Source organism: Bradyrhizobium sp. CB82, assembly GCF_029714405.1.
Taxonomy (GTDB): Bacteria; Pseudomonadota; Alphaproteobacteria; order Rhizobiales; family Xanthobacteraceae; genus Bradyrhizobium.
Genome location: NZ_CP121650.1, coordinates 2,496,594 through 2,517,345 on the forward strand (window position 1 = coordinate 2,496,594; position 20,752 = coordinate 2,517,345).

Below are 20,752 nucleotides of genomic sequence, written 5' to 3' on the forward strand. Positions count from 1 at the left end.
TTTCATGGATTCGATCGTGCCATCCGCCGTCACCGAGCAGCCGTCCGCCTCGCGCAGCCGGCTGGTGCTGACGGTCTACACCGCCGCGATCTTCGTCAGCGCGCTGCTGCTGTTCTCGGTGCAGCCGCTGTTCACGAAAATGGTGCTGCCGCGGCTCGGCGGCTCGCCTGCGGTGTGGTCGGTGGCGATGGTGTTCTTCCAGTCGCTGCTGCTCGCGGGCTACGCCTATGCGCATTTCCTGATGCAGATCAGGAACCGCGCGATTCCGGTCGCCATCCATCTCGTGCTGCTGGCGGTGGCGCTGCTGACGCTGCCGCTCGGGATCGCGCATTCGTTCGGCGAGCCGCCGACCTCGGGCTATGCGTTCTGGCTGCTCGGCTTGTTCGCTGTGTCGATCGGGCTGCCGTTCTTCGCGCTCGCAGCCAACAATCCGCTCTTGCAGGCCTGGTTCGTCCGCACCGGCCACCCTGATGGCCCCGATCCCTATTTCCTCTATTCGGCCTCCAACATCGGCAGCTTCCTGGCTCTGTTGTCCTATCCGGTGCTGCTGGAGCCGATGTTCACGCTGCGCATCCAGAATTGGCTCTGGACCGGTGGCTATGGTCTCTTGATCCTGCTGATCGCGGGCTGCGGCGTGCTGCTGTTGCGCTCGCCGGCGCTGGCCGCGGCCGATGCGCGAACCGAGGACACAAGTTCGCCGGCGCCAAGCTGGTCCGTTCGCGCGCGCTGGATCTTCCTTGCCGCGGTGCCTTCCGGCCTGCTGATCGCGGTGACCGCGCATATCTCGACCGACGTCGCCGCCGCACCGCTTCTCTGGGTGGTGCCGCTATCGCTTTACCTCTTGACCTGGGTGCTGGTGTTCCAGTCGCGGCCGCTGTTGCCGCACAAATGGATGTTGATGCTCCAGCCGCTGGCGATTGCCGGCGCCGTGATGCTGCTGGCCTTCGGCGGCGAGCAGAACCTGTTGCTGACGCTCGGCGGCCACCAACTCTGCTTCTTCCTCATCGCGATGGCCTGTCATGGCGAGCTGGCGCGCACCCGGCCTGCCGCAAAATATCTCACCGGATTCTATGTTGCGCTGTCGTTCGGCGGCATGATCGGCGGCCTGTTCGCAGGTCTCGTTGCGCCCTTCACCTTCTCCTGGGTCGCCGAATATCCGATCCTGATCGCGCTCGCCGCTCTATGCCGGCCATCGGCTGGCGAGCGGCTTGCTCCGGTCATGAAGTGGTACTGGCTCGTGCTCGCCGCGGCCGCGCTCGCGCTGGTGGCGCCGTCCTATTCAACCGGCGAGGTCACGACCTGGTTCGAGGATCACCGCGTCTGGATCGCCGGCGGCGTCGGCCTACTCGCAGCGCTTCTGGCGCTCGCGCTCAATGCCAACCGCTGGAAGATCTTTGCGACGATCGTGCTCGCGCTGGCGCTGACCCGCGTCTATCCCGCTGATGAAGGCCGCGTCGAGACCGTGCGCAGCTTCTTCGGCGTGCACAAGATCGTGGTAACGCCCGGCGGCTATTTCCACGTGCTGATGCATGGCACCACGATCCATGGTGCCGAGCGCTTCCGCAACAATGACGGCACGCCGGTCGAGGGGCGGCCCGAGCCGATCACCTACTACCACAATGACGGCGGCATCGGTCAGGCCATCACCGCTCTACGCGAGCGCAAGGGCGCGCCGCTGAAGGTCGCCGCGATCGGCGTCGGCTCCGGCACGCTCGCCTGTGCCGCCGAGCCGGGCGAAAGCTGGAAGTTCTTCGAGATCGACCAGACCATGGTCGATACCGCGAGCGATCCCAAATATTTTCGCTACATCTCGAGCTGCGCGCCGGGCCTGAAGCCGGTGATCGGCGATGCGCGGCTGACCTTCGCCAGGGAGCCCGACGGCCTCTACGACCTCATCATCGTCGACGCCTACTCCTCGGACGCGATCCCGATCCATCTTGCGACCGAAGAAGCGATGAAGATCTACAAGGACAAGCTCGCCCCGCACGGCGCGGTCGTGATGCACATCTCCAACCGTCATCTCGATCTCGAGCCGGTGGTGGTCGGCATTGCCGATGCCAACGATCTCAAGAGCTGGGTCTACAACGAGGACTCCGGGCGCGACGCCGATTACATCTTCTCGACCGACGTCGTCATCTCCGCGCGCGAGGAGGCCGATGTCGGCAAGCTGGCCTCCTCCAAACAATGGGAGGAGACCGACGCCGACGAGAAGGTGCGGGTCTGGACCGATGACTACTCCAACATCATCGGCGCGCTGTATCGGCGTCTGCGGGATGGAGAATAGCGCGGCCGCAAGACTCGTGCCCCGAACGCAATGCAGCGCCATAAGCGCGTTCACGCGCGCTACGACGCACTATGGCTCCGCGTCGCGTCATTTCATGACGCGGCGCGTCCGGGACGCGAGTTCATGCGAACTTACGGACTAACCGGCGTCCCTGCGGGCAGCGCGATGCCTTTTTCGCCGGCGACTCGCCGCAACAGGTCGGGGCGATCGGAGATGATGCCGTCGACGCCGATCTCGATCATCCGCGCCATGTCGTCCGCCTTGTTGACGGTCCAGACCACGACGCGCAAGCCGAGCTTGTGAGCTTCTGCCACTTGCCCCGCGTTCACGTCGCCGAAATAGGGTGACCAGACCGCGCCGCCGGCCGCCTTGATCGTGCGCGGCAGCGAACCGCCGTGATCGGCCGGATTGAAGCCCGCCGTCCAGTCGGTGGCCCTGTCGAGCGCATGGGTCGGCGCCGAGCCGCGCTGCAGCGTCAGATAGACCGTCGGAATTTTCGGCGCCTGCTTTTGGACCAGAAGCAGCGTCCGCCAGTCGAAGGACTGGATCATGACGCGGCCCGAAAACCCCGCGGCGTCGATAACGCCGAGGAGCCGCGTGACAAAGGCCTGTGGATCGGGCGACTCGTCCGGATGGTTCGGATCGATCTTGGTCTCGATGTTGAAGCGCACGCGCGTGTTGCCGGATTTTTCGACAAGCGCGAACACCTCTTTCAGGATCGGAATCCGCGTCCCCTGCACCGCGCGCTGCTCGGGGAACTGCTTGGCATAGGCGCTGTCGGGGCGGATCTGGCCGACGTCATACGTCCTGACCTCGTCGAGCCGCAGCTTGACGAACGGCGTGCCGGGCGCGGCGATGTAGCCGCCTTGAGCGTCGCGCGCGAGATCCGGATTGAGGCCGCGCTCATGCGACACGACGACCTCGCCGTCCGCTGTGATGCCGACGTCGAGCTCCAGCGTGTCGACGCCCATCGACAGCGCGTTGGCGAAGGCGGGCAGGGTGTTTTCCGGCAGCAGCGCGCGCCCGCCGCGATGCGCTTCGAGATCGAAGGTCGAATCGAGTGCCATGGCCCGTCCAGCGATGAGAGCACAAAAAGCCGTCAGGATCGTCAGAGCAGGGGATGCCATCGGGGCACGCAGGGCAAGGGGGAAACGGAACGTTTGAACCACCTTTCGGCAGGCGGGACCAGTACAGGATTTCGCGAGCTTACGCGGCCGTGCGCTTGCCGGCCAGATAGCGTGTTACCGCGAAGCGGCTGGTGGCAATCGCACTTCCCACGCGCCGCGAGGACGACGTCGCTGCGACCGGCCCCGAGATCCTCGAGCCGGTCGCGCGCCTTTGCGGACAGGTTGCGCAGGATGATCGCGCGCGGCGAAGGCGCGTTCAGGTAGCGGCCCGCCGCCTCGGCCGTCAGTTCTGATAATAGTAGGTGCGCGGCTGATAATACTGGCGGGGCTGCTGATAATAGTAGCCCTGCTGGCCGTAGCTTGGATCGTAGGTCTGGTACTGTTGCTGCGGCTGATAGACCTGCGCACCATAGACCTGGCGCGAGCCGCGCGGCGCCGGATAGCGCGCGCCGGTGTCGCTACCATCGGCCGGATAGATATAGCCGTCGTCCTGCAGCATGACGCGGCGGCCAGGCTGCGCCTGCGGCGTCAGGTCGACGGGCTCGCCGACCGCGCTGTACTGGTCGCCGTTCGGCAGCGCCGCGCGCGCCACCGTATCGGTGCCCCGGCCGTGCGGGTTGCGCATCAAGGCCACCTGCGCCGAGCCGGTCAGCGTCACCGTAGTGTTGAGCACGCCCTGCTCCTGCACCAACGCGTAGAGCGTCGAGGCGTTCTCGCGCGACAGCCGCACGCAGCCATGGGACGCCGGCGTGCCGAGCCGACCGACCGAGTCGGTGCCGTGGATCGCATGCCCGATCTTGGTGAAGAAGATCGAGTGCGGCATCGGCGCGTCGTCGAACTCCTTGGAGTAGTGATCCTCTTCCATGCGGAAGGCGCGAAAACTGCCGCTCGGCGTCTCGCGGGAGGGAATGCCGGTGGAGACCGGCCAGTGATAGCGCGTGACGCCGTCGACCGCGACGGTCATCCGCTGATTGTCCTTGTCGATGGTGATGTCGACCTTGGCCTGCGCGATGCTCGCGCTGAAAAGCATCAATGAGGTGATTGCAATAAACAAGGTACGCATTCTACTTCTGGCCTCCGGCCTGTTCGCGCAAGCGCCGCGGCTCTCCGTCCCCCGGCATGTACTATGCCCGCAATCAGGTTTTGGTTCCAGTGGCCTGCCCGAGCGATCGTTAACGCGGCGCCGGGCGTAAGCAAGGCTGCGGCATGACAAATCCGCGCCGCCGGCGCTGACATTTTCGCGAGCCGGTCGCGGCAGGCGCGCCTCGTCCGCCGTCGGCGCCAACCAATCAAGATGAACAAGGTTCACATCAACGCGACCGCGTTTACCTTCCGGCTCCAGCCTTCGAGGCTCTTCGGGTCAATTCTTCAGCCGATAGCCGGTGCGGAAGATCCAGCCGATCATGACCAGGCAGATTACCAGGAAGGCGGCAGTCATGCCGATGCTCAAGGCGACGCTGACATCGGCGATCTCGTAAAAACTCCAGCGGAAGCCGGAGATCAGATAGACCACCGGATTGAGCAGCGCGACCGTGCGCCAACCCGACGGCAGCATGTTGACCGAATAAAAGCTGCCGCCGAGGAAGGTGAGCGGGGTCACCACCAGCATCGGAATCATCTGGAGCTTTTCGAAGCCGTCGGCCCAGATGCCGATGATGAAACCGAACAGGCTGAAGGTCACCGCGGTCAGCACAAGGAAGGTCAGCATCCAGATCGGATGGTGGATATGCAGCGGTACGAAAAGCCCGGCGGTTGCGAGAATGATCAGGCCGAGGATGATCGACTTGGTCGCGGCCGCCCCGACATAGCCGAGTACGATCTCGAAATAGGAGATCGGCGCGGAGAGGATCTCGTAGATCGTGCCGACGAATTTCGGGAAGTAGATGCCGAAGGAGGCGTTGGCGATGCTCTGGGTCAAGACCGACAGCATCACGAGGCCCGGCACGATGAACGTGCCGTAGCTCACGCCCTCGACATGGTCGATGCGCGAGCCGATCGCAGCACCGAATACCACGAAGTAGAGCGAGGTCGAGACCACTGGCGAGACGATGCTTTGCAGCAGCGTGCGCCAGGTGCGCGCCATTTCGAACAGATAGATGGCGCGAACGGCGTGCAAATTCATGACGTCCTCACGAGGTCGACGAAGATGTCCTCGAGAGACGATTGCGTCGTGTCGAGGTCGGAGAAGCGGATCCCGGCGCTGCGGAGGTCGCCGAGCAGGCTGGTGATGCCGGTGCGCTCTCCCTTGGTGTCGTAGTCGTAGACGAGTGTCGCGCCGCTGTCGCAGAGGTCGAGCTTGTAATGGGCGAGGCTTTCCGGCAGCGAGCTGAGCTTGTTCTGCAGATGCAGCGTCAGCCGTTTCTTGCCGAGCTTCTGCATCAGGGTGGCCTTGTCCTCGACCAGCACGATCTCGCCCTTGTTGATGACGCCGATGCGGTCGGCCATCTCCTCGGCTTCCTCGATGTAGTGGGTGGTGAGGATGATGGTGACGCCGGACTGCTGTAGGGTCCGCACCACTTCCCACATGCCCTTGCGCAGTTCGACGTCGACGCCGGCGGTGGGCTCGTCCAGGAACAGGATCTGCGGCTCGTGCGACAGCGCCTTGGCGATCATCACGCGGCGCTTCATGCCGCCGGAGAGCGTGATGATCTTGTTGTCCTTCTTGTCCCAGAGCGACAGATCCCTCAGCACCTTCTCGATATGGGCCGGGTTCTTCGGCTTGCCGAACAGGCCGCGGGAAAAGCTCACCGTTGCCCACACGCTCTCGAATGCGTCGGTGTGCAGCTCCTGCGGCACCAGGCCGATCAGCGAGCGCACCTTGCGCCAGGAGCTGACGATGTCCTCGCCGCCGACCATGACCTTGCCTTCGCTCGAATTGGCGATGCCGCAGATAATCGAGATCAGCGTGGTCTTGCCGGCGCCGTTGGGGCCGAGCAGTGCAAAAATCTCACCGCGCTTGATGTCGAGATCGACGTTCTTCAGCGCCTTGAAACCGGACCCATAGGTCTTCGACAGGTTGGCGACGGAGATGATGGAGGACATGATTGCCGGAGGGCTGGGGGAGGGGGGAGCTGGAACCCGCCCCTGGAGGGCTGGTCAGCGGAGCTCTGAAATAAGAACGCCCTTGCCCGGCCGCAATTCCCCTTGGAAAAATGGTCCCAAAACAGCCCCTTCAGTGGCAGGTTTCGGGCAACTGTTGCGCAACAGTCACGGACTGCGGTTAAGATGATCGCTCACGCGGCTCTTTGTTGCGTCTGCGAGCAGGCCATGGCTACGATTCCGGCCGATTGCGAAGCGTATTGTTCCCAGGGAAGAAATCGATGAGACCGAACGGCCGTTACGCAGCCGGCGTCAGCCAGTTGTCCGCCATCCGTGTGTGGGCGACGTGCCTGCTCCTGCTGTCAGCTGTTGCCATGAGCCCGACGAGCGTCAAGGCAGCGCCGAGCCAGGCAGCCGCGACCACACATGTCTATCTGCTGCGCGGCGTGCTCAACATCTTCTCGCTCGGTCTCGACACCATCGGCGCGCGGCTCGAGGCGCAGGGCATCCCGGTGACGGTTGCGAACTTCGTCTCCTGGTCCTCGCTCGCGGATGAGGCCGCCACTGCCTACAAGGCCGGCCGGCTGAGGACCATCATCCTGGTCGGTCATTCCTCAGGCGCCACCGCGCTGCCCGACATGATCGCCAAGCTCAATCATCTCGGCGTGCCCGTGAAGCTCGCGATCGGCCTCGATTCCGTGTTCAAGACCAAGCTCTCGACCGGCGCCGAGCGCTACATCAACCTCTATATCGGCGATGGTCCCGGCGAGCCGGTGCGCGCAGCGGATGGCTTCCGCGGCAAGCTCGACAATGTCGACGTGCGCGGCTCCGGCGCAGGCCACATCACGATCGACAAGAACGAGATGATCCAGCGCCGCGTGATCGCCGAGATCGACGCCGTGGTGATGCGCTCGCGTGCGCCCGCGGCCCCGACGGCACAGCCGGGTATGTCAAAGCCGGTCGCGCGTTCGGCCGCGGCCACCGCGCCGGCGCGGAACTAGGCGAGCCCCGCGGGGCGTCTCGCTCCGCTGCCTCGGCGCTAGCCGAGGATCTCGGTGATCAGCGACGCCGCCTTGATCCCGGTCCCCGTGATGACGACGACGGTGCGCTCGTTCGGACGAATGGCGCCGCGCTGCGCAAGCTCGTCGAGCGCTGCGGCGGCGCTTGCCGATGTTGGCTCGGGAAACAGGCCCGTGATGGCGAGCTTCTTCAGCCCCGCGATGATGCCCTCTTCGGGGACGGCCACCGTGCCGCCGCCCGTTGCCTTCAGTGCCGCCACCATCTGACGCAGCCGCAGCGGGCTCTTGATCGCGGTGCCCTCGGCGATGGTCTTGCGGACCTCGCGCGCCACCGGCGTATCGACACCCGCCGTGAAGCTCGCATCGAGAGGTGAGCAGTTCAGCGGCTGCGAGGCGAACAGTTTTGGCATCCGTGCGATCTGCCCTGCCGCGAGCAGCTCCTTGAAGCCGAGATAGCAGCCGAGCAGGCTGCTGCCGGCGCCGACGGGGACGACGACGTTGTCGGGGGGCGAATAGCCGAAATCCTCCCACATCTCGTAGGCGAGAGATTTGGTGCCTTCGAGGAAGAAGGGTTGCCAATTGTGGCTGGAATAGAACGTCTCGGTGGATTGGCGGATGGCCTCCGCCTCCGACTCCTCGCGCGGCCCTTCCACGAGCTGGATGTTCGCTCCGTAAGCGCGCACCTGTGCGATCTTCATCGGTGAGGTCGACGCGGGCGCCAGGATCTTGATCTTCAGTCCGCCGGCCGCGCCATAGGCCGCCACGGACGCGCCGCCATTGCCCGAACTGTCCTCGAGGACTGCATTCACGCCGAGCTGGCGGATGAAGGACAGCATCACCGTGGTGCCGCGATCCTTGAAGCTGGCGGTCGGGTTGAACCATTCGAGCTTGAAGTAGGGCCTCAACTCGCCCCACTCCTTCTGGACCATGGGCGTGCAGCCTTCGCCCATGGAAATCGGGCTCGCGATATCGACCGGCAGCGCCGCGCGATAGCGCCACAGCGAGCGCACGCTGCGATCGATCTCGTCACGCGAGATGCCGCGCAGCGGCGTCACCATCAGCGGCTTGCGGTCGTCGGAGCACCAGCGCGGCTGGTCCAGCGGATAGAGCGTGCCGCTGAGCGGTTCGATGTAGGATGGCTTTGTCATATGTGGCCTCGTGCGCGAGCTTGATGGCGCTGATCGCGTGGTCAGATCATCGGGTGCGACCCGTGATGGCCGCTCGATTGAATGATTCTAGGTGCCGAAACCGGATATCGCTGTCAATTTGCGGGAAGGCGCGTCTGGATGGCTGCTCCAGGCGGGACGTCGGCCTCGATAGCGAGCCGAACCCGGCGCGCAATTGGGCAAGCTTTGTGCCCCAAATTCTGCCAAATCGGCGGTCAGTAAGGCCGGAATAGGGAAGGCGTCCGCCTTTCCGCGGTGGGGTTGCAGGACGAATGGTTGTTTTGAAGCGAGTGGTCCTGCTGGCGGCCGGCGTGTTGCTCGCCGTCTCGACAGCCATGGCGGTCGCTTCGCCGGCCAAGCCGAAGAAGGCGGCCGCGATCGTGGCACCGTCACTGCCGCAGCCGCCGCCGCTGCCGACTGAAGCCGAGCCGGTACCGCCGCGCGTCTATCTCTTCCGAGGCGCGCTGGGGCCGATCTTCTCGACCGGCATGGACCGCCTCGCGGAGCGGCTGACGGAAGCCGGCTTCAAGGCCGACGTCTACGAATTCACGATCTGCCGCCTGGTGGCCCAGCGTGCGATTTCCACCTACCGCGAAGAGCCTGCGCCGGTCGTGCTGATCGGGCATTCCATGGGCGGGCTGTGCTCGATCATCTTTGCCGAGATGTTTGCCGAGGAGAAGATTCCGGTCAGCCTCGTGATCACCATCGATCCCGCGCATGCGACCGGAAACGTGCCGCTCAACGTCGAGCGCTTCATCAACATCTATCTGTCCGACAGCGTGCTCGGCGGCGGCGACGTGGTCGCGGAGCCCGGCTATCGCGGCCATTATGCGAGCTTCGACCTGAAGCAGAACAAGCGCGTCACGCACATCAACATCGAGAAGTCTGAAGACATCCACCGCCAGATCGTCGACATGGTCGCGCAATTGCCGCGCGTGCCCGCGCAGGCACAGGGCGATCCCGTGCCACTGCGCTATCTCGTTCCCGGCGACTCGCTGGTTGAGTTGTGGGACTCGGGCGTGAAGCTGCCCATGCGGGCCGGGGACACGCTCGAGCGGATCGCCACGCAATATCACGTGCCGGTGTGGTCGATCGCACAGGCCAACGGGTTGTACGAAAGCACGCCGCTTGCCGCCGCTCAGGACGTCATCATCCCGCGCCATCTGCTGCCGGCCATGCCGGCGCAGGCCGCCGCCACCCCGCCCAAGTCAGTCCCGCCCAAGTCAGTACGTTGAGCTCAGTACGTTGAGCTCAGTACGTTGAGCTCAGTACGTTGAGCTCAGTACGTTGAGCTCAATACGCTGAGCCAGTAAGCTGACGCTCGCGAAAAGGCTGCAGAAAAAAAGGGGCCCGGTCCGCGGCCCTTCTCGTCAGTCGTTGTCGTGATGGATGACGGTATCTCGCGACTGCCGTCCTCGTTGTGCTTCGTTCCGTCGGAACCGAATGTCGGGCGGCCGGCCGGCGCGCAGATGTTACCGCGGCGACAGGAACGGAATGATCATCGGGACGCGGCGGCAATAGGCGCCGTAGGCGTCTTCGCCGAGCTCCTTCGACAGGAAGACTTCTTCCATCCGGCCCTTCTGCCACATGCCGAGCGAGATCAGGATGGCGCCGAGGATCGCCGTCACCGTGCCGACCGCGATACCGGTCGCGAGCATGCCGGCGATCAGGCCGGTGTAGATCGGATGACGCACGATGCCATACGGGCCGGTGTCGATGACGCGGTGGTCTTCCTTGTGGGTAATCGTGTTCGACCAGAACTTGCCGAGATGAAGACGTCCCCACCAGGTGAAGGAAATTCCGCCGAGCACGACGAGCGCTGCGATGTAGACGCCGGTGTCGCCGAACACCCACAGCGGTTTCTCGTTCAGCACTTCCGCGGTCCACGGCGTGAACAGGATGCCGCCGATCAGGATCGGCAGGCGATAGCGTTGCGAGTCCAGCGTCATCACCTGCTTCTTGGTGCGGCCCTGCCAGAACGATGCTCCCACCCAGCTCGCAAGCCAGGCGAGCCAGATCAGCGCCAGCAGTTTGGTCGGCCAGGTCGTGGTCCAGCCACCCCAGGCGAAAGAGAGAAGCTTGCTGAAATCAAAGGACATGCGGAAAGGTTCTTGCTTCTGGGCTTGGGCTCAGCTCGCGCGCGAGCTGAGCGCGTGACGCTCGATGCCGGCCGGCGTTTGCAGGCCGCCGCGTGCGAGCAGATGGGTGATGGTTTCGCGCAGCACCGGCTCGATCGGGCGCGGCGCATAGCCGAGCTCGGTGCGCGCCTTGTCGATCGAGAGGTCGCTGGCGGCAAGTGCGATGCGCACGCCCTCGCCCGTGCCGTTGGGCGGCCGGTGTGTGACGTGGTCGGAGATGTATTCCAGCATGATCGCCGAAAGCTCGGCGAGCCTGCCGGGTACCGCGATGGGGTACTGCTTGCGGCCGCTGATCACCGACATCATGCGCAGGATCTGCCCGAGCCGGACGCAGTCGCCGCCGAGAATATAGCGCTGCCCGATGCGGCCGCGCTCCATCGCGAGCACGAGGCCCATGGCGACGTCGCGCACATCGACCAGGTTGACGAGGAAGTTGATGTGCGGCTGCACTTTCTTTTGCAGGAAGTACCACAGCATCGCGGTCGGTGGCGTGAGATCGTGATCGACCGGCCCGATCGGCATTGTCGGCGTTCCGATGACGAGCGGGAAGCCCGCCGCCGCGGCCTTTGCCGCGCAATGCTCGGCAAGCGACTTCGACCGCGTATAGGCGCCCGGCATCGCGTCGGCCGGCTGCAGCGCCTCCTCGGCAGGAACGCCCGCGAGCTGCGAGTAGGGGAACAGGATCGATTCCGTCGAGCAGTGCAGGAAGCGCGATACGCCGCGCAGTTGCGCGGCCGTCAGCACGACCTCGGTGCCGCGGCAATTGACCTCGTGGAAATCCTGCTTGTTGGCGACCCACATGCCAGGCAGGCCGGCGAGGTGATAGACCTGATCGACGCCCGCGAGCGCGCGATCGACCGCGTCGCCGTCGAGCACCGAGCCCGCGACGTAGTCGACGTCAGCACACGGCGTGGCCGGCGGCCGCACATCGAGAACGCGCACCCGCTGCCCCCTGCCGCGGAGCGCTTCTACAAGATGATGTCCGATGAAGCCGCTGCCACCGGTAACCAGTACGAGAGTCATGAAGAAGGTTGCTGCTGTTCCGCTCTGGAATCTTATCGGGTTGAAAGGGAGTTGGCCGGAAGAGGCGCGAGAATCGCGGCGAGGTCACGACGAAAACCCAACGCAATGAACAATTTTGCCATTACAAACATCGGTCCGAGCAAAAGATGAGACGGAAAGGTGAACAGCGAGGCCTCGCGCCCCTCGAAAACCTTGTGGCCGATGGCCTGCGCGGCGAAGCCGAGCGCCACCAGCGTGGCGAATATCGCCCACATCGTCAGTGTGCTGACTTGCGCCGCAATGGTCGTCGCGATTGAAAACAGCACGATGGACGCGGCCAGAATGCCTGTGCCGAGCGCCACATCCAGCAGCAGCCAATAAATGAGGACCGGCAACGCCAGGATCACCGCAAGGCTGAGGTCGAATCCGAACAGCGGGACCTTCACCAGCGTCAGCGGCATCACGGCACCCGTGAACAGCAGGAGGATACCGATCACATGCATCGCCGTGTTCCGGGGATCGCGATGGTACTCGACATAAACGGCAAGTTGGCGCTGAAAAAAGCCACCCATCTTGGTCTCACTGAGGATGCAGGTCGGAGGAAGCGACAAGCCTATAGCATCTGCTTGTCCCCTGTACAAACCGGCCCATTTGTCGCGCAGAGCAGGCATTCGAGGCGGCGAGTGCGCGTAAAAACAGTCAGGGGTTCAAGGGGTTCCGAGCATGCCCCAGACGCGATCGATTAGCGCTTTTTGGCCGGCTTCTTGGCCGGTGCCGCAGGTTTGGGCACCGCAGGCTCGTCGGGGAGTTTTGCAAGCGTCAGGATCTGCATCTGCCCGTTTGCGGCCGAGGTCGGGCGCGCGCGGTCGAGGAATTGCTCCTCGCCAAGGCCGATCGACTGGATGCGCTTGGCGGAAATCTTGAACGTGTTGACCAGCACGTCGCGGATCGCATCCGCACGGCGCTGGCTCAGGATCGCATTGGCTTCCCGCGTCTTCGAATTGGATTCGACATGGCCGACGATCAGGAAGGTGTAGGGCAGCAGCGAGGCGTGAACCAGCGCATCCGCGATACGGCCGACCGTCTGGTAGGACGAGGGCTGGATGATCGGCGTGTCGTCGTCGAACTGGATTGGCGTATTGAAAGCGGGCAGGCTCGCAAGGTCAGGCGCGATCAGCGGACGATTCACCGGGCCCGGATCGTTCTTGATCCGCGTCTTGGCCCTCTCCATCACCTGCGGCTTCAGCGCCGCGAGGTCGAGATCGGGGGCAGTTTCGAAATGGTTGAGCTTGGCGACGATGTCGTCGCGGGTCGGCGGCGCCGTCTGCGCGCCCACGGGGACTGCCGCGAGCGCCAGGGCGAGCGCGAAGCCGATCGATTGCAGGGTGAGCCCGGCCGCGCGCATCAGCGATACCCCGCGTCGTCCACCGCCTTCAGGCAGTTGTTGCTGACCCCCTTGGGCGTCGAGATCAGGCAGGGAATCGACTTGCTGGTCTCCTTGGTCGAGCCGCCGCACACCTTGACGATCTCGCGCTGGCACGCATTCGCCACGGTCACGCGGGCGGCGACCCGCTTCTGGATGGCGTCGAAGGCCGCGAGATAATCGGTCTGGCACTGCGGCGACAGCACATCCCGGTTGCGCGACAGGCATTCCTTCAGCCGCGTCGAATCCGGGTTCACGCCGCGGCAATTGGCCACGATCTCCGCACCGCAGCTTTTGGCCAGCATGCCGATCGCATCGCCAAAGCTCATCGTCTCCGCCGTCGCCAGCGACGGCATGCCAAATCCAAGTACGGCGAGTGTAATGAAGCCCCGGGCCATGGCCGCATCTGATACGGGGAAGTTCGCCATGGTCAAGGGGCGTGGAGCAAGGAAAGCCGGCGGCGTAACGCCGCCGCAACAGGGCGCGGCCTCACGCCCGCTGCACGAAACTGTCCACGACCTTCTTCTCGCCGGCCTTGTCGAAAGCGATGGTGAGCTTGTTGCCGTCGATCTTGGCAACCCGGCCGTAGCCGAATTTCTCGTGGAAGACGCGGTCGCCAATCGAGAATTCGGACGTCGTGCCGGTGGATTTTGCCACCAGCTCGCCCTCGATCGTCATCGGGCCGCGGCGGCGCGACGAAAAACTGCCGCCGAAATCGGGCGCGGAGGAAAACGGCGAGGGCTCTTCCTCGAAGCCGCCGCGACCGCCGCCGTTGCGGCCGCCCTGGCCACGGTCGCGATGAGCTTGGGCGCGCTGCCAGCCCGGCGTCGAATAGCTCGAGCCAAACGCTTCCATGTCGTCGAACCGCGAGGCGCCGTAACCGCCGGTGCCGCCCCAGGCCGATCCGCCCTTGGATTCCGTGATCTCGACATTGGCCGCCGGCAATTCGTCGAGGAAACGTGAGGGGATCGTGGTCGACCAGGTGCCGTGGATCCGGCGGTTGGTCGCAAAATAGAGTTTTGCGCGGCGGCGGGCGCGGGTCAGGCCGACATGGCCGAGCCGGCGCTCTTCCTCCAGGCCGGCGCGGCCCTGTTCGTCGAGGGTGCGCTGGCTCGGGAACAGGCCTTCCTCCCAGCCCGGCAGGAACACGTTGTCGAATTCGAGCCCCTTGGCCGAATGCAGAGTCATCAGCGACACCGCGTCTTCCTCGGTGCCGCCGTCGCGATCCATTACCAGCGAGATGTGCTCGAGGAATCCTTGCAGGTTCTCGAACTCCTCCATCGAGCGCACGAGCTCCTTGAGGTTTTCGAGCCGGCCCGCGGCGTCCGCCGAGCGGTCCTTCTGCCACATCTCGGTATAGCCGCTCTCGTCGAGCACGATCTGGGCGAGATCGGTGTGTGTGGTCACCTCGCGCTGGGCGCGCCAGCGGTCGAATTGCGTGACGAGATCGCGCAAGGAGCCGCGTGCCTTCGGCTTCAGCTCGTCGGTCTCGACCACGGCGCGCGCCGCCTCGAACAGCGGAATGCGGCGCTTGCGGGCGTGGTCATGCAGCATCTGCACGGTGGCATCGCCTAGCCCGCGCTTCGGCGTGTTGACGATGCGCTCGAAGGCGAGATCGTCGGCCGGCGAATTGATCACGCGCAAGTAGGCGAGCGCATCGCGGATTTCGGCGCGCTCATAGAAGCGCGGGCCGCCGATCACGCGATAGGGCAGGCCGAGCGTGACGAAACGATCTTCGAACTCGCGCATCTGGTAGGATGCGCGGACCAGGATCGCGATCTCGTTGAGCTTCTCGCCCTGGCGCTGGAGCTGCTCGATCTCCTCGCCGATGCCGCGGGCCTCCTCTTCCGAATCCCAGGCGCCGGTGACGGTGACCTTCTCGCCGTCCTCATCCTCGGTGCGCAGCGTCTTGCCGAGCCGGCCTTCGTTGTGCGCAATCAGATGCGAGGCGGCGGCAAGGATGTGGCCGGTCGAGCGGTAATTGCGCTCGAGGCGGATGACCTTGGCGCCAGGAAAATCGTGCTCGAAGCGTAGGATGTTGTCGACCTCCGCGCCGCGCCAGCCATAGATCGACTGGTCGTCGTCGCCGACACAGCAGATGTTTTTGGTGGGCGCCGCCGCCGCCACCGTCATTCCGGTGCGATGCGGAGCATCGAATCCGGAATCTCGATCGGTGGACTCATTTCCAGATTCCGGGTTCAGGCCTTCGGCCTGCCCCGGAATGACGGCTTGTGGGGATGGCTTCGCCGCCGGCGCCTGCGACAACAGCCGCAGCCACAGATACTGCGCGACGTTGGTGTCCTGGTATTCGTCGACCAGGATGTATTTGAAACGCTGCTGGTACTGCCGGAGGATATCCGGGTGCTCACGGAAGATGCGGATGTTCTCCAGCAGCAGATCGCCGAAATCGGCAGCGTTCAGGATCTTCAGCCGCTCCTGATAGCTCGCATAGAGCTTGCCGCCCTTGCCGTTGGCGAACATCGCGGCTTCGCCCGACGGCACCTGCGTCGGGTTCAGCCCGCGGTTCTTCCAGCCGTCGATCAGGCCGGCCAGCATGCGCGCCGGCCAGCGCTTGTCGTCGATGTTTTCGGCTTGCAGGAGCTGCTTCAACAGCCGCACCTGATCGTCGACATCGAGCACGGTGAAATTCGACTTGAGCTGCGCGAGCTCGGCGTGTGTCCGCAGGATCCGGCCGCCGATCGAGTGGAAGGTGCCGAGCCACGGCATGCCTTCGACCGCCTGTCCCAGCATCTGGCCGAGGCGGTGCTTCATCTCGCGCGCGGCCTTGTTGGTGAAGGTCACCGACAGGATCTCGCCGGGGCGCGCGCGGCCCTGGCTCAGGATATGGGCGATGCGCGTGGTAAGCACGCGCGTCTTGCCGGTGCCGGCGCCGGCGAGCACCAGCACGGGGCCGTCCAGCGTCTCCACGGCGTCGCGCTGCTCGGGATTGAGGCCGCTCAGATATTTCGGGCCTACCGAGGCACGGGCGCGCGCGGCAATGCCGCCGGCCGCGGGCTGGTGGTCGGGAACGCCGTGAGAGGTGATTTTGCTCGGCTCGGTCATGCGAATCAGTGGCCCCACGATGGCACCGCGGGGTGGCGGAAGGGAGCCTTCATAACAGGGATTAGCCCCAATATGGGGCGGCGGCGAGGGGTTTTCCACGTGCGCCAAGGGCCGATTTGTTCCTGCCCTCCGGGCGAATTTCCGCCCCCTCAGCCAGGAACCTTCGTTTCGCGCCCGAGATTGTCTGTCCAAACGAGGCGTGGCGCGAGGCCCGCGCCGGATCGCGGACAAACATCGAGACGGAGGTTTTGACCATGCTTGGCTGGGTTGTGACGTTTTTGGTTATCGCACTGATCGCCGGTATCCTGGGCTTCGGTGGCATCGCCGGCGCTTCGATCGAAATCGCCAAGGTCATCTTCTTCATTGCGGTCGTGCTGTTCCTGATCTCGGCCGTGTTCGGATTGGCCCGCGGCCGCACCAGGGTCTAGGTGGCTTTATCGCGTCATAAGCCCCTCATGGTGAGGCGCGCGAAGCGCGTCTCGAACCATGAGGCCCGAACCCTGGCCTACATCCTTCGAGACGCCCGCTTCGCGGGCTCCCAGGATGAGGAGTTAGAGTATGAGGCAGTAGGTGCCGCGCGCTTACCGTTTCGAGGGCATCGCGACGTTTCTGCCGATGCCCTCGGGCCGCGGCACCGCGCTGTGGTCCTTGACCACGGAGGCGATGCGTTGGCGAATGTCGGCCGGGAAGGGCGCCACCTTTCGTGACGCCATGTCGATGTGTAGCGACATGTTCTCGGACGTGGCGGAAACCCAGCCCTCGGTGGCATGGCGCAGCTCCTCGAAGGTATGCAGCCGCTTGTCGTCGGCGTCCAGCAGCCATACCGCGATCTGCACGGGATCGCCGAGGTGGATTTCACGCAAGTAGCGCACATGGCACTCGGCGGTGAAGGTCGAGCCGTGACGCTCCTTCATATAGGTCGGCCCGATCCCGAGCTTCAGCCAGAGCTGGTCGATCGCCCGGTCGAACATCACGTTGTAATAGGCCATGTTGAGGTGGCCGTTATAGTCAATCCATTGCGGCTCGATCTGCATGATCGAGGAACGGAACGGCTCGATCTTGGGCGCGTGAGCGACAGGCTTTGTCATCTGTCCTTCCTGCCATGCATCCGGTCGCTTGACTTGACCGGTCATATGTCCTTTGCCACGGTCCTTGGAGCATGATCCGGAAAAGTGTGCAGCGGTTTTCCCTCGCGACAAACGCGGAACGCGTTTGCGCGGAGATCATGCTCAAACAATAACCGAAAGCGCGATGACGATTCATCCTGATTTCATCGCGCTTTAGTTAGTCGGGAGGAATGTCCGTGGGTACGACCATCACCAATAATCCGCCGCGGCCTGAGCCGAAAGCCCTGGCCGGCGCGCTGGAAGCGCTCACCGCGCGCTTCGGCAATCGCTTCATCACCTCGCAGGCCGTGCGCGAGCAGCACGGTCACACCACGACCTGGCTCGCCAACCAGCCGCCGGATGGCGTGGTGATGGCGCAGGAGACCAAAGACATCCAGGACGTGGTGCGGATCTGCGCCAAGAACGGCGTGCCCGTGATCGCGTTCGGCACCGGCACCTCGCTCGAGGGCCAGGTCAACGCGCCGGCGGGCGGCATCTGCATCGACCTGCGCGACATGAACAAGGTGCTTGCGGTGCATGCCGAGGACCTCGACTGCGTGATCGAGCCCGGTGTGACGCGCAAGGCGCTGAACGAGCATCTGCGCGACCAGGGCCTGTTCTTCCCGATCGATCCTGGCGCGGATGCCTCGCTCGGCGGCATGGCCTCGACGCGCGCCTCCGGCACCAATGCGGTCCGCTACGGGACCATTCGTGAGAGTGTGCTGGCGCTGAAAGTCGTGCGCGGCGACGGCGAGATCATCACGACAGGCACGCGCGCGAAGAAATCCTCCGCAGGCTACGACCTGACGCATCTCTTCATCGGTGCCGAAGGCACGCTCGGCATCATCTCGGAGCTCACCATCCGCCTGCGCGGCATCCCCGAGATGATCGCGGCCGGCGCCGTCTCCTTCGAAACCGTGCATGGCGCCTGCCAGGCGGTGATCCTCGCGATCCAGACCGGCATTCCCGTGGCGCGCATCGAGCTGCTCAACGCCGCGCAGGTGAAGGCGTGCAACGCCTATTCGAAGCTGACGCTGCCGGAGACGCCGCTCTTGCTGCTCGAATTCCACGGCAGCGAGATCGAGGTTGCCGAGCAGTCGAAAGCCTTCGGCGAGATCGCCAAGGATTGCGGCGGCGGCGAATTCTCCTGGACCACCAAGCCCGAGGATCGCACCAAGCTGTGGCAGGCGCGGCACGATGCCTATTGGTCGGTGAAAGCGCTGCGCCCCGGCGCCGGCGTGGTCGCGACCGACGTCTGCGTGCCGATCTCGCGACTTGCGGATTGCGTCACCGAGACCGAGGAGGATTTGAAGCGGCTCAACCTCTTGTCGCCGATCGTCGGCCATGTCGGTGACGGCAATTTCCACTGCTCGCTGCTCTGCGACGTCGACAATGCCGACGAGATGGCGCGCGGCGAGGAGTTCATGCACCGCCTGATCGAGCGTGCGCAAGCGATGGGCGGCACCTGCACCGGCGAGCACGGCATCGGGCAGGGCAAGCAGAAATACCTCAAGGCCGAGCTCGGTCCCGAAGCGCTCGACGCGATGCGCGCGCTGAAGAAGGCGCTCGATCCGCAGAACATCTTCAATCCCGGCAAGATCGTGCCGGCGGCGTAACTCTATGCCTGAGGAGCCCGCTGCAAGCGGGGGTCTCGAAGGATGGCCGCGGGTGAGATCCGGGCCTCATGGTTCGCCCGGCGATGCGAAGCACCGTCCGGAGATGCGCGTTCCGCGCTCCTCACCATGAGGGTCTTGCGACTCCGCAGGCCTAGGAAAGGGCATGCTCCGCCGGCGTTCGGGAACTTTCGGCAAGCCGGTCGGTTCCAATTCCCGACAAGTTCCGATGCCTCAATGGCGCGGCACTCTCGGGAGGATGCGATGTTGCGACCGGTCATTGGAATTTCCGCGATGGCCCTTGCCTGCATGCTGGCGGGCGCGTCTCTGGCCAAGGGCGGCGGTCACGGCGGCGGCGGTGGAGGGCACGGCGGCGGCCACGGTGGCGGCGCTCGCTTTGGCGGCCACGGCGGCGGTGGTCACTTTGGCGGCCACGGCGGCGGTGGTCACTTTGGTGGCCACGGCGGCGGTGGTCACTTCGGTGGCCACGGGTTCGGTCATGTCCATGTTGGCGGCGGGCATCACGGCGGCGGCGCAAGGTTCGCATCTCATTCGTTCACGCGCGCAGGCGTCCCGCATGGCGCCGGCAATTTTGGCCATATCCGTAACGCAGCGGTGCATCCTGGAAGCTTCCGCAACGCGCTGAACGTCCACTCCAGCGCCTTCCGCAACGGCCGGCTGATCAGCAATCCGGCGGCGCGGGCCCAGATCGCGGCCGCGGCCGCGCTTGCCGGCTGGCATGGCGCAAGCAGCGGATGGTGGCAGCATCCAGGTGGCTTCTATGGCTGGGTCGGACCGCTGTTCTGGCCGTTCGCCTATTACGATCTCTACGACTATACGATCTGGGGCGATGGCCTCGGCTTCTGGGGTTACGGCTACCCGGACATCTATGCCGGCATCTTCGGCCCCTACGGCTATGACGGCCTCGCGACCTATTTACCGCAGCGTCCGTATGGACGGCGGCAGGCGCGGGGCGTTCCGCTCGATCAGCTCTGCGGCAGCGACCGCCGCGAGATCGTCGGTCTGCCGGTCGACCAGATCGCAGATGCGGTGCAGCCGACGGACGCGCAAGGCGCCGATCTCGATGCTCTCGGCAATGCCTCGATCCAGGCGGCCGAGTTGATCCGCGCGTCCTGTCCAACGCAGGTCGCGGCGACGGCGCCGGGCCGGCTGGCGGCCATGCAGCAGCGCGTCGAGGCGATGACGAAGGCCGTCGAGCTGGTGCAACCGGCGCTCGACAAATTCTATGGTTCGCTCACCGACGAGCAGAAGGCACGTTTCAATGCGCTGGCCGAGGACCAACGCCGCACAGCGGCGTCCAGCAACGCCAATGCGTCGCTCGTGCAGAATTGTGGTACGCCCGTTGGGCTCGATTGGCCAGGCGCCGAAATCGAGGCGAGGCTTCATCCCGACGACACCCAGCGCGCTGCGCTGCAAGTGCTCCAGGATACCAGCGCCAAGGTCAGCGCGTCGCTCAAGGCGGCCTGCGAGCCCAGCGACGTGATGACGCCGCCGGCGCGGATGGCTGCGATCCGCAAACGGCTCGACGTGATGCTCGACGGCGTCAAGTCGGTGCGCGCCGCGCTTGAGGATTTCTATGCGACGCTGAACGATGAACAGAAGGCGCAATTCGAGGCGATCGGCCCGCGCCGGACGTCCTGAGCGCGGCGCAGGCCGCAGACTGTGGCGGGAAAAACCGCCTCGCCGGGCGCGATTGGGTTCTCTATGCTGGGCGTAGCTGAAGCTCGACGATGCGGTGGACGGAAGACCAC

At 64.8% G+C, this 20,752-nt stretch carries 19 protein-coding genes; 7 read left to right on the top strand and 12 right to left on the bottom strand.

The window, feature by feature from the left end; all coding sequences use genetic code 11:
• The first annotated feature begins 4 nt into the window (after positions 1-4).
• Positions 5-2,284, top strand: a complete 2,280-nt coding sequence (locus QA640_RS12100) for a fused MFS/spermidine synthase (RefSeq protein ID WP_283040846.1) — start codon at positions 5-7, stop codon at positions 2,282-2,284.
• 131 nt (positions 2,285-2,415) lie between these two features.
• Here QA640_RS12100 and QA640_RS12105 read toward each other — a convergent pair whose 3' ends face one another.
• Positions 2,416-3,351 carry a glycerophosphodiester phosphodiesterase gene (locus tag QA640_RS12105; RefSeq protein ID WP_283040847.1) on the bottom strand — a complete coding sequence of 312 codons (936 nt, stop codon included), beginning with the start codon at positions 3,349-3,351 and terminating at the stop codon, positions 2,416-2,418.
• Between the two features lie 191 nt (positions 3,352-3,542).
• Here QA640_RS12105 and QA640_RS12110 point away from each other — a divergent pair, with 191 nt between their 5' ends.
• A complete protein-coding gene (locus QA640_RS12110) occupies positions 3,543-3,704 on the top strand; it encodes a hypothetical protein (protein WP_283040848.1) in 162 nt (53 codons plus the stop codon).
• Here QA640_RS12110 and QA640_RS12115 read toward each other — a convergent pair.
• From QA640_RS12115 to QA640_RS12125, 3 genes are all read right to left on the bottom strand, one after another.
• Entirely contained in the window at positions 3,695-4,474 is a 780-nt protein-coding gene (locus tag QA640_RS12115) for a L,D-transpeptidase (RefSeq protein ID WP_283040849.1), read from the bottom strand. The genes QA640_RS12110 and QA640_RS12115 overlap by 10 nt on opposite strands.
• A 297-nt stretch (positions 4,475-4,771) precedes the next feature.
• Entirely contained in the window at positions 4,772-5,533 is a 762-nt protein-coding gene (locus QA640_RS12120; RefSeq protein WP_254103712.1) for an ABC transporter permease, read from the bottom strand.
• Positions 5,530-6,453, bottom strand: a complete 924-nt coding sequence (locus QA640_RS12125; RefSeq protein ID WP_283040850.1) for an ABC transporter ATP-binding protein — start codon at positions 6,451-6,453, stop codon at positions 5,530-5,532. Before QA640_RS12125 ends, QA640_RS12120 begins: the two co-directional genes overlap by 4 nt.
• 278 nt (positions 6,454-6,731) lie before the next feature.
• Between QA640_RS12125 and QA640_RS12130 the strand changes: the two genes are divergently transcribed.
• On the top strand, positions 6,732-7,451 hold the full coding sequence (locus QA640_RS12130; RefSeq protein WP_283040851.1) for a hypothetical protein: 720 nt from the start codon (positions 6,732-6,734) through the stop codon (positions 7,449-7,451).
• 38 nt (positions 7,452-7,489) lie between these two features.
• On the opposite strand, the gene QA640_RS12135 is transcribed toward QA640_RS12130, so the two are convergent.
• Entirely contained in the window at positions 7,490-8,617 is a 1,128-nt protein-coding gene (locus QA640_RS12135; protein WP_283040852.1) for a threonine synthase, read from the bottom strand.
• 290 nt (positions 8,618-8,907) lie between these two features.
• Here QA640_RS12135 and QA640_RS12140 point away from each other — a divergent pair, with 290 nt between their 5' ends.
• Positions 8,908-9,870, top strand: coding sequence for a LysM peptidoglycan-binding domain-containing protein (locus QA640_RS12140; RefSeq protein ID WP_283040853.1), 963 nt, complete (start codon positions 8,908-8,910; stop codon positions 9,868-9,870).
• A 237-nt stretch (positions 9,871-10,107) separates the two neighbouring features.
• Here the strand turns inward: QA640_RS12140 and QA640_RS12145 are convergent, their stop codons facing one another.
• The 6 genes from QA640_RS12145 to QA640_RS12170 all read right to left on the bottom strand — a co-directional run bounded on the left by QA640_RS12145 (position 10,108) and on the right by QA640_RS12170 (position 16,261).
• A complete protein-coding gene (locus tag QA640_RS12145; RefSeq protein ID WP_283040854.1) occupies positions 10,108-10,734 on the bottom strand; it encodes an isoprenylcysteine carboxylmethyltransferase family protein in 627 nt (208 codons plus the stop codon).
• A gap of 30 nt (positions 10,735-10,764) precedes the next feature.
• On the bottom strand, positions 10,765-11,796 hold the full coding sequence (locus QA640_RS12150) for an NAD-dependent epimerase/dehydratase family protein (RefSeq protein WP_283040856.1): 1,032 nt from the start codon (positions 11,794-11,796) through the stop codon (positions 10,765-10,767).
• A gap of 32 nt (positions 11,797-11,828) precedes the next feature.
• Positions 11,829-12,347: an Mpo1-like protein gene (locus QA640_RS12155; protein WP_349253746.1), complete on the bottom strand. Its 519-nt coding sequence runs from the start codon at positions 12,345-12,347 to the stop codon at positions 11,829-11,831.
• A 170-nt stretch (positions 12,348-12,517) separates the two neighbouring features.
• Positions 12,518-13,180: an OmpA family protein gene (locus tag QA640_RS12160; protein WP_283040858.1), complete on the bottom strand. Its 663-nt coding sequence runs from the start codon at positions 13,178-13,180 to the stop codon at positions 12,518-12,520.
• The gene (locus tag QA640_RS12165; protein ID WP_283040860.1) at positions 13,180-13,596 is read right to left on the bottom strand and encodes a hypothetical protein; all 417 of its coding nucleotides are present in this window, start codon (positions 13,594-13,596) and stop codon (positions 13,180-13,182) included. The genes QA640_RS12160 and QA640_RS12165 overlap by 1 nt, the downstream gene beginning before the upstream one ends.
• Positions 13,597-13,687: 91 nt before the next feature.
• A complete protein-coding gene (locus QA640_RS12170; RefSeq protein ID WP_283040861.1) occupies positions 13,688-16,261 on the bottom strand; it encodes a UvrD-helicase domain-containing protein in 2,574 nt (857 codons plus the stop codon).
• Positions 16,262-16,515: 254 nt separating this feature from the next.
• On the opposite strand from QA640_RS12170, the gene QA640_RS12175 reads away from it, so the two are divergent.
• A complete protein-coding gene (locus QA640_RS12175; RefSeq protein WP_254103724.1) occupies positions 16,516-16,689 on the top strand; it encodes a DUF1328 domain-containing protein in 174 nt (57 codons plus the stop codon).
• A gap of 153 nt (positions 16,690-16,842) precedes the next feature.
• Here the strand turns inward: QA640_RS12175 and QA640_RS12180 are convergent, their stop codons facing one another.
• A complete protein-coding gene (locus QA640_RS12180; RefSeq protein ID WP_283040862.1) occupies positions 16,843-17,349 on the bottom strand; it encodes a thioesterase family protein in 507 nt (168 codons plus the stop codon).
• 215 nt (positions 17,350-17,564) lie between these two features.
• Here QA640_RS12180 and QA640_RS12185 point away from each other — a divergent pair, with 215 nt between their 5' ends.
• A complete protein-coding gene (locus QA640_RS12185; RefSeq protein ID WP_283040863.1) occupies positions 17,565-18,983 on the top strand; it encodes an FAD-linked oxidase C-terminal domain-containing protein in 1,419 nt (472 codons plus the stop codon).
• Positions 18,984-19,244: 261 nt separating this feature from the next.
• On the top strand, positions 19,245-20,642 hold the full coding sequence (locus QA640_RS12190; protein ID WP_283040864.1) for a Spy/CpxP family protein refolding chaperone: 1,398 nt from the start codon (positions 19,245-19,247) through the stop codon (positions 20,640-20,642).
• The last annotated feature ends 110 nt before the right edge of the window (positions 20,643-20,752 follow it).

Bases quoted from the DNA above. Each gene is read 5' to 3' on its own strand.
- QA640_RS12100 (WP_283040846.1), top strand. From the start codon at position 5: ATGGATTCGATCGTGCCATCCGCCGTCACCGAGCAGCCGTCCGCCTCG.
- QA640_RS12105 (WP_283040847.1), bottom strand. From the start codon at position 3,351: ATGGCACTCGATTCGACCTTCGATCTCGAAGCGCATCGCGGCGGGCGC.
- QA640_RS12115 (WP_283040849.1), bottom strand. From the start codon at position 4,474: ATGCGTACCTTGTTTATTGCAATCACCTCATTGATGCTTTTCAGCGCG.
- QA640_RS12120 (WP_254103712.1), bottom strand. From the start codon at position 5,533: ATGAATTTGCACGCCGTTCGCGCCATCTATCTGTTCGAAATGGCGCGC.
- QA640_RS12125 (WP_283040850.1), bottom strand. From the start codon at position 6,453: ATGTCCTCCATCATCTCCGTCGCCAACCTGTCGAAGACCTATGGGTCC.
- QA640_RS12130 (WP_283040851.1), top strand. From the start codon at position 6,732: ATGAGACCGAACGGCCGTTACGCAGCCGGCGTCAGCCAGTTGTCCGCC.
- QA640_RS12135 (WP_283040852.1), bottom strand. From the start codon at position 8,617: ATGACAAAGCCATCCTACATCGAACCGCTCAGCGGCACGCTCTATCCG.
- QA640_RS12140 (WP_283040853.1), top strand. From the start codon at position 8,908: ATGGTTGTTTTGAAGCGAGTGGTCCTGCTGGCGGCCGGCGTGTTGCTC.
- QA640_RS12145 (WP_283040854.1), bottom strand. From the start codon at position 10,734: ATGTCCTTTGATTTCAGCAAGCTTCTCTCTTTCGCCTGGGGTGGCTGG.
- QA640_RS12150 (WP_283040856.1), bottom strand. From the start codon at position 11,796: ATGACTCTCGTACTGGTTACCGGTGGCAGCGGCTTCATCGGACATCAT.
- QA640_RS12155 (WP_349253746.1), bottom strand. From the start codon at position 12,347: ATGGGTGGCTTTTTTCAGCGCCAACTTGCCGTTTATGTCGAGTACCAT.
- QA640_RS12160 (WP_283040858.1), bottom strand. From the start codon at position 13,180: ATGCGCGCGGCCGGGCTCACCCTGCAATCGATCGGCTTCGCGCTCGCC.
- QA640_RS12165 (WP_283040860.1), bottom strand. From the start codon at position 13,596: ATGGCCCGGGGCTTCATTACACTCGCCGTACTTGGATTTGGCATGCCG.
- QA640_RS12170 (WP_283040861.1), bottom strand. From the start codon at position 16,261: ATGACCGAGCCGAGCAAAATCACCTCTCACGGCGTTCCCGACCACCAG.
- QA640_RS12175 (WP_254103724.1), top strand. From the start codon at position 16,516: ATGCTTGGCTGGGTTGTGACGTTTTTGGTTATCGCACTGATCGCCGGT.
- QA640_RS12180 (WP_283040862.1), bottom strand. From the start codon at position 17,349: ATGACAAAGCCTGTCGCTCACGCGCCCAAGATCGAGCCGTTCCGTTCC.
- QA640_RS12190 (WP_283040864.1), top strand. From the start codon at position 19,245: ATGTTGCGACCGGTCATTGGAATTTCCGCGATGGCCCTTGCCTGCATG.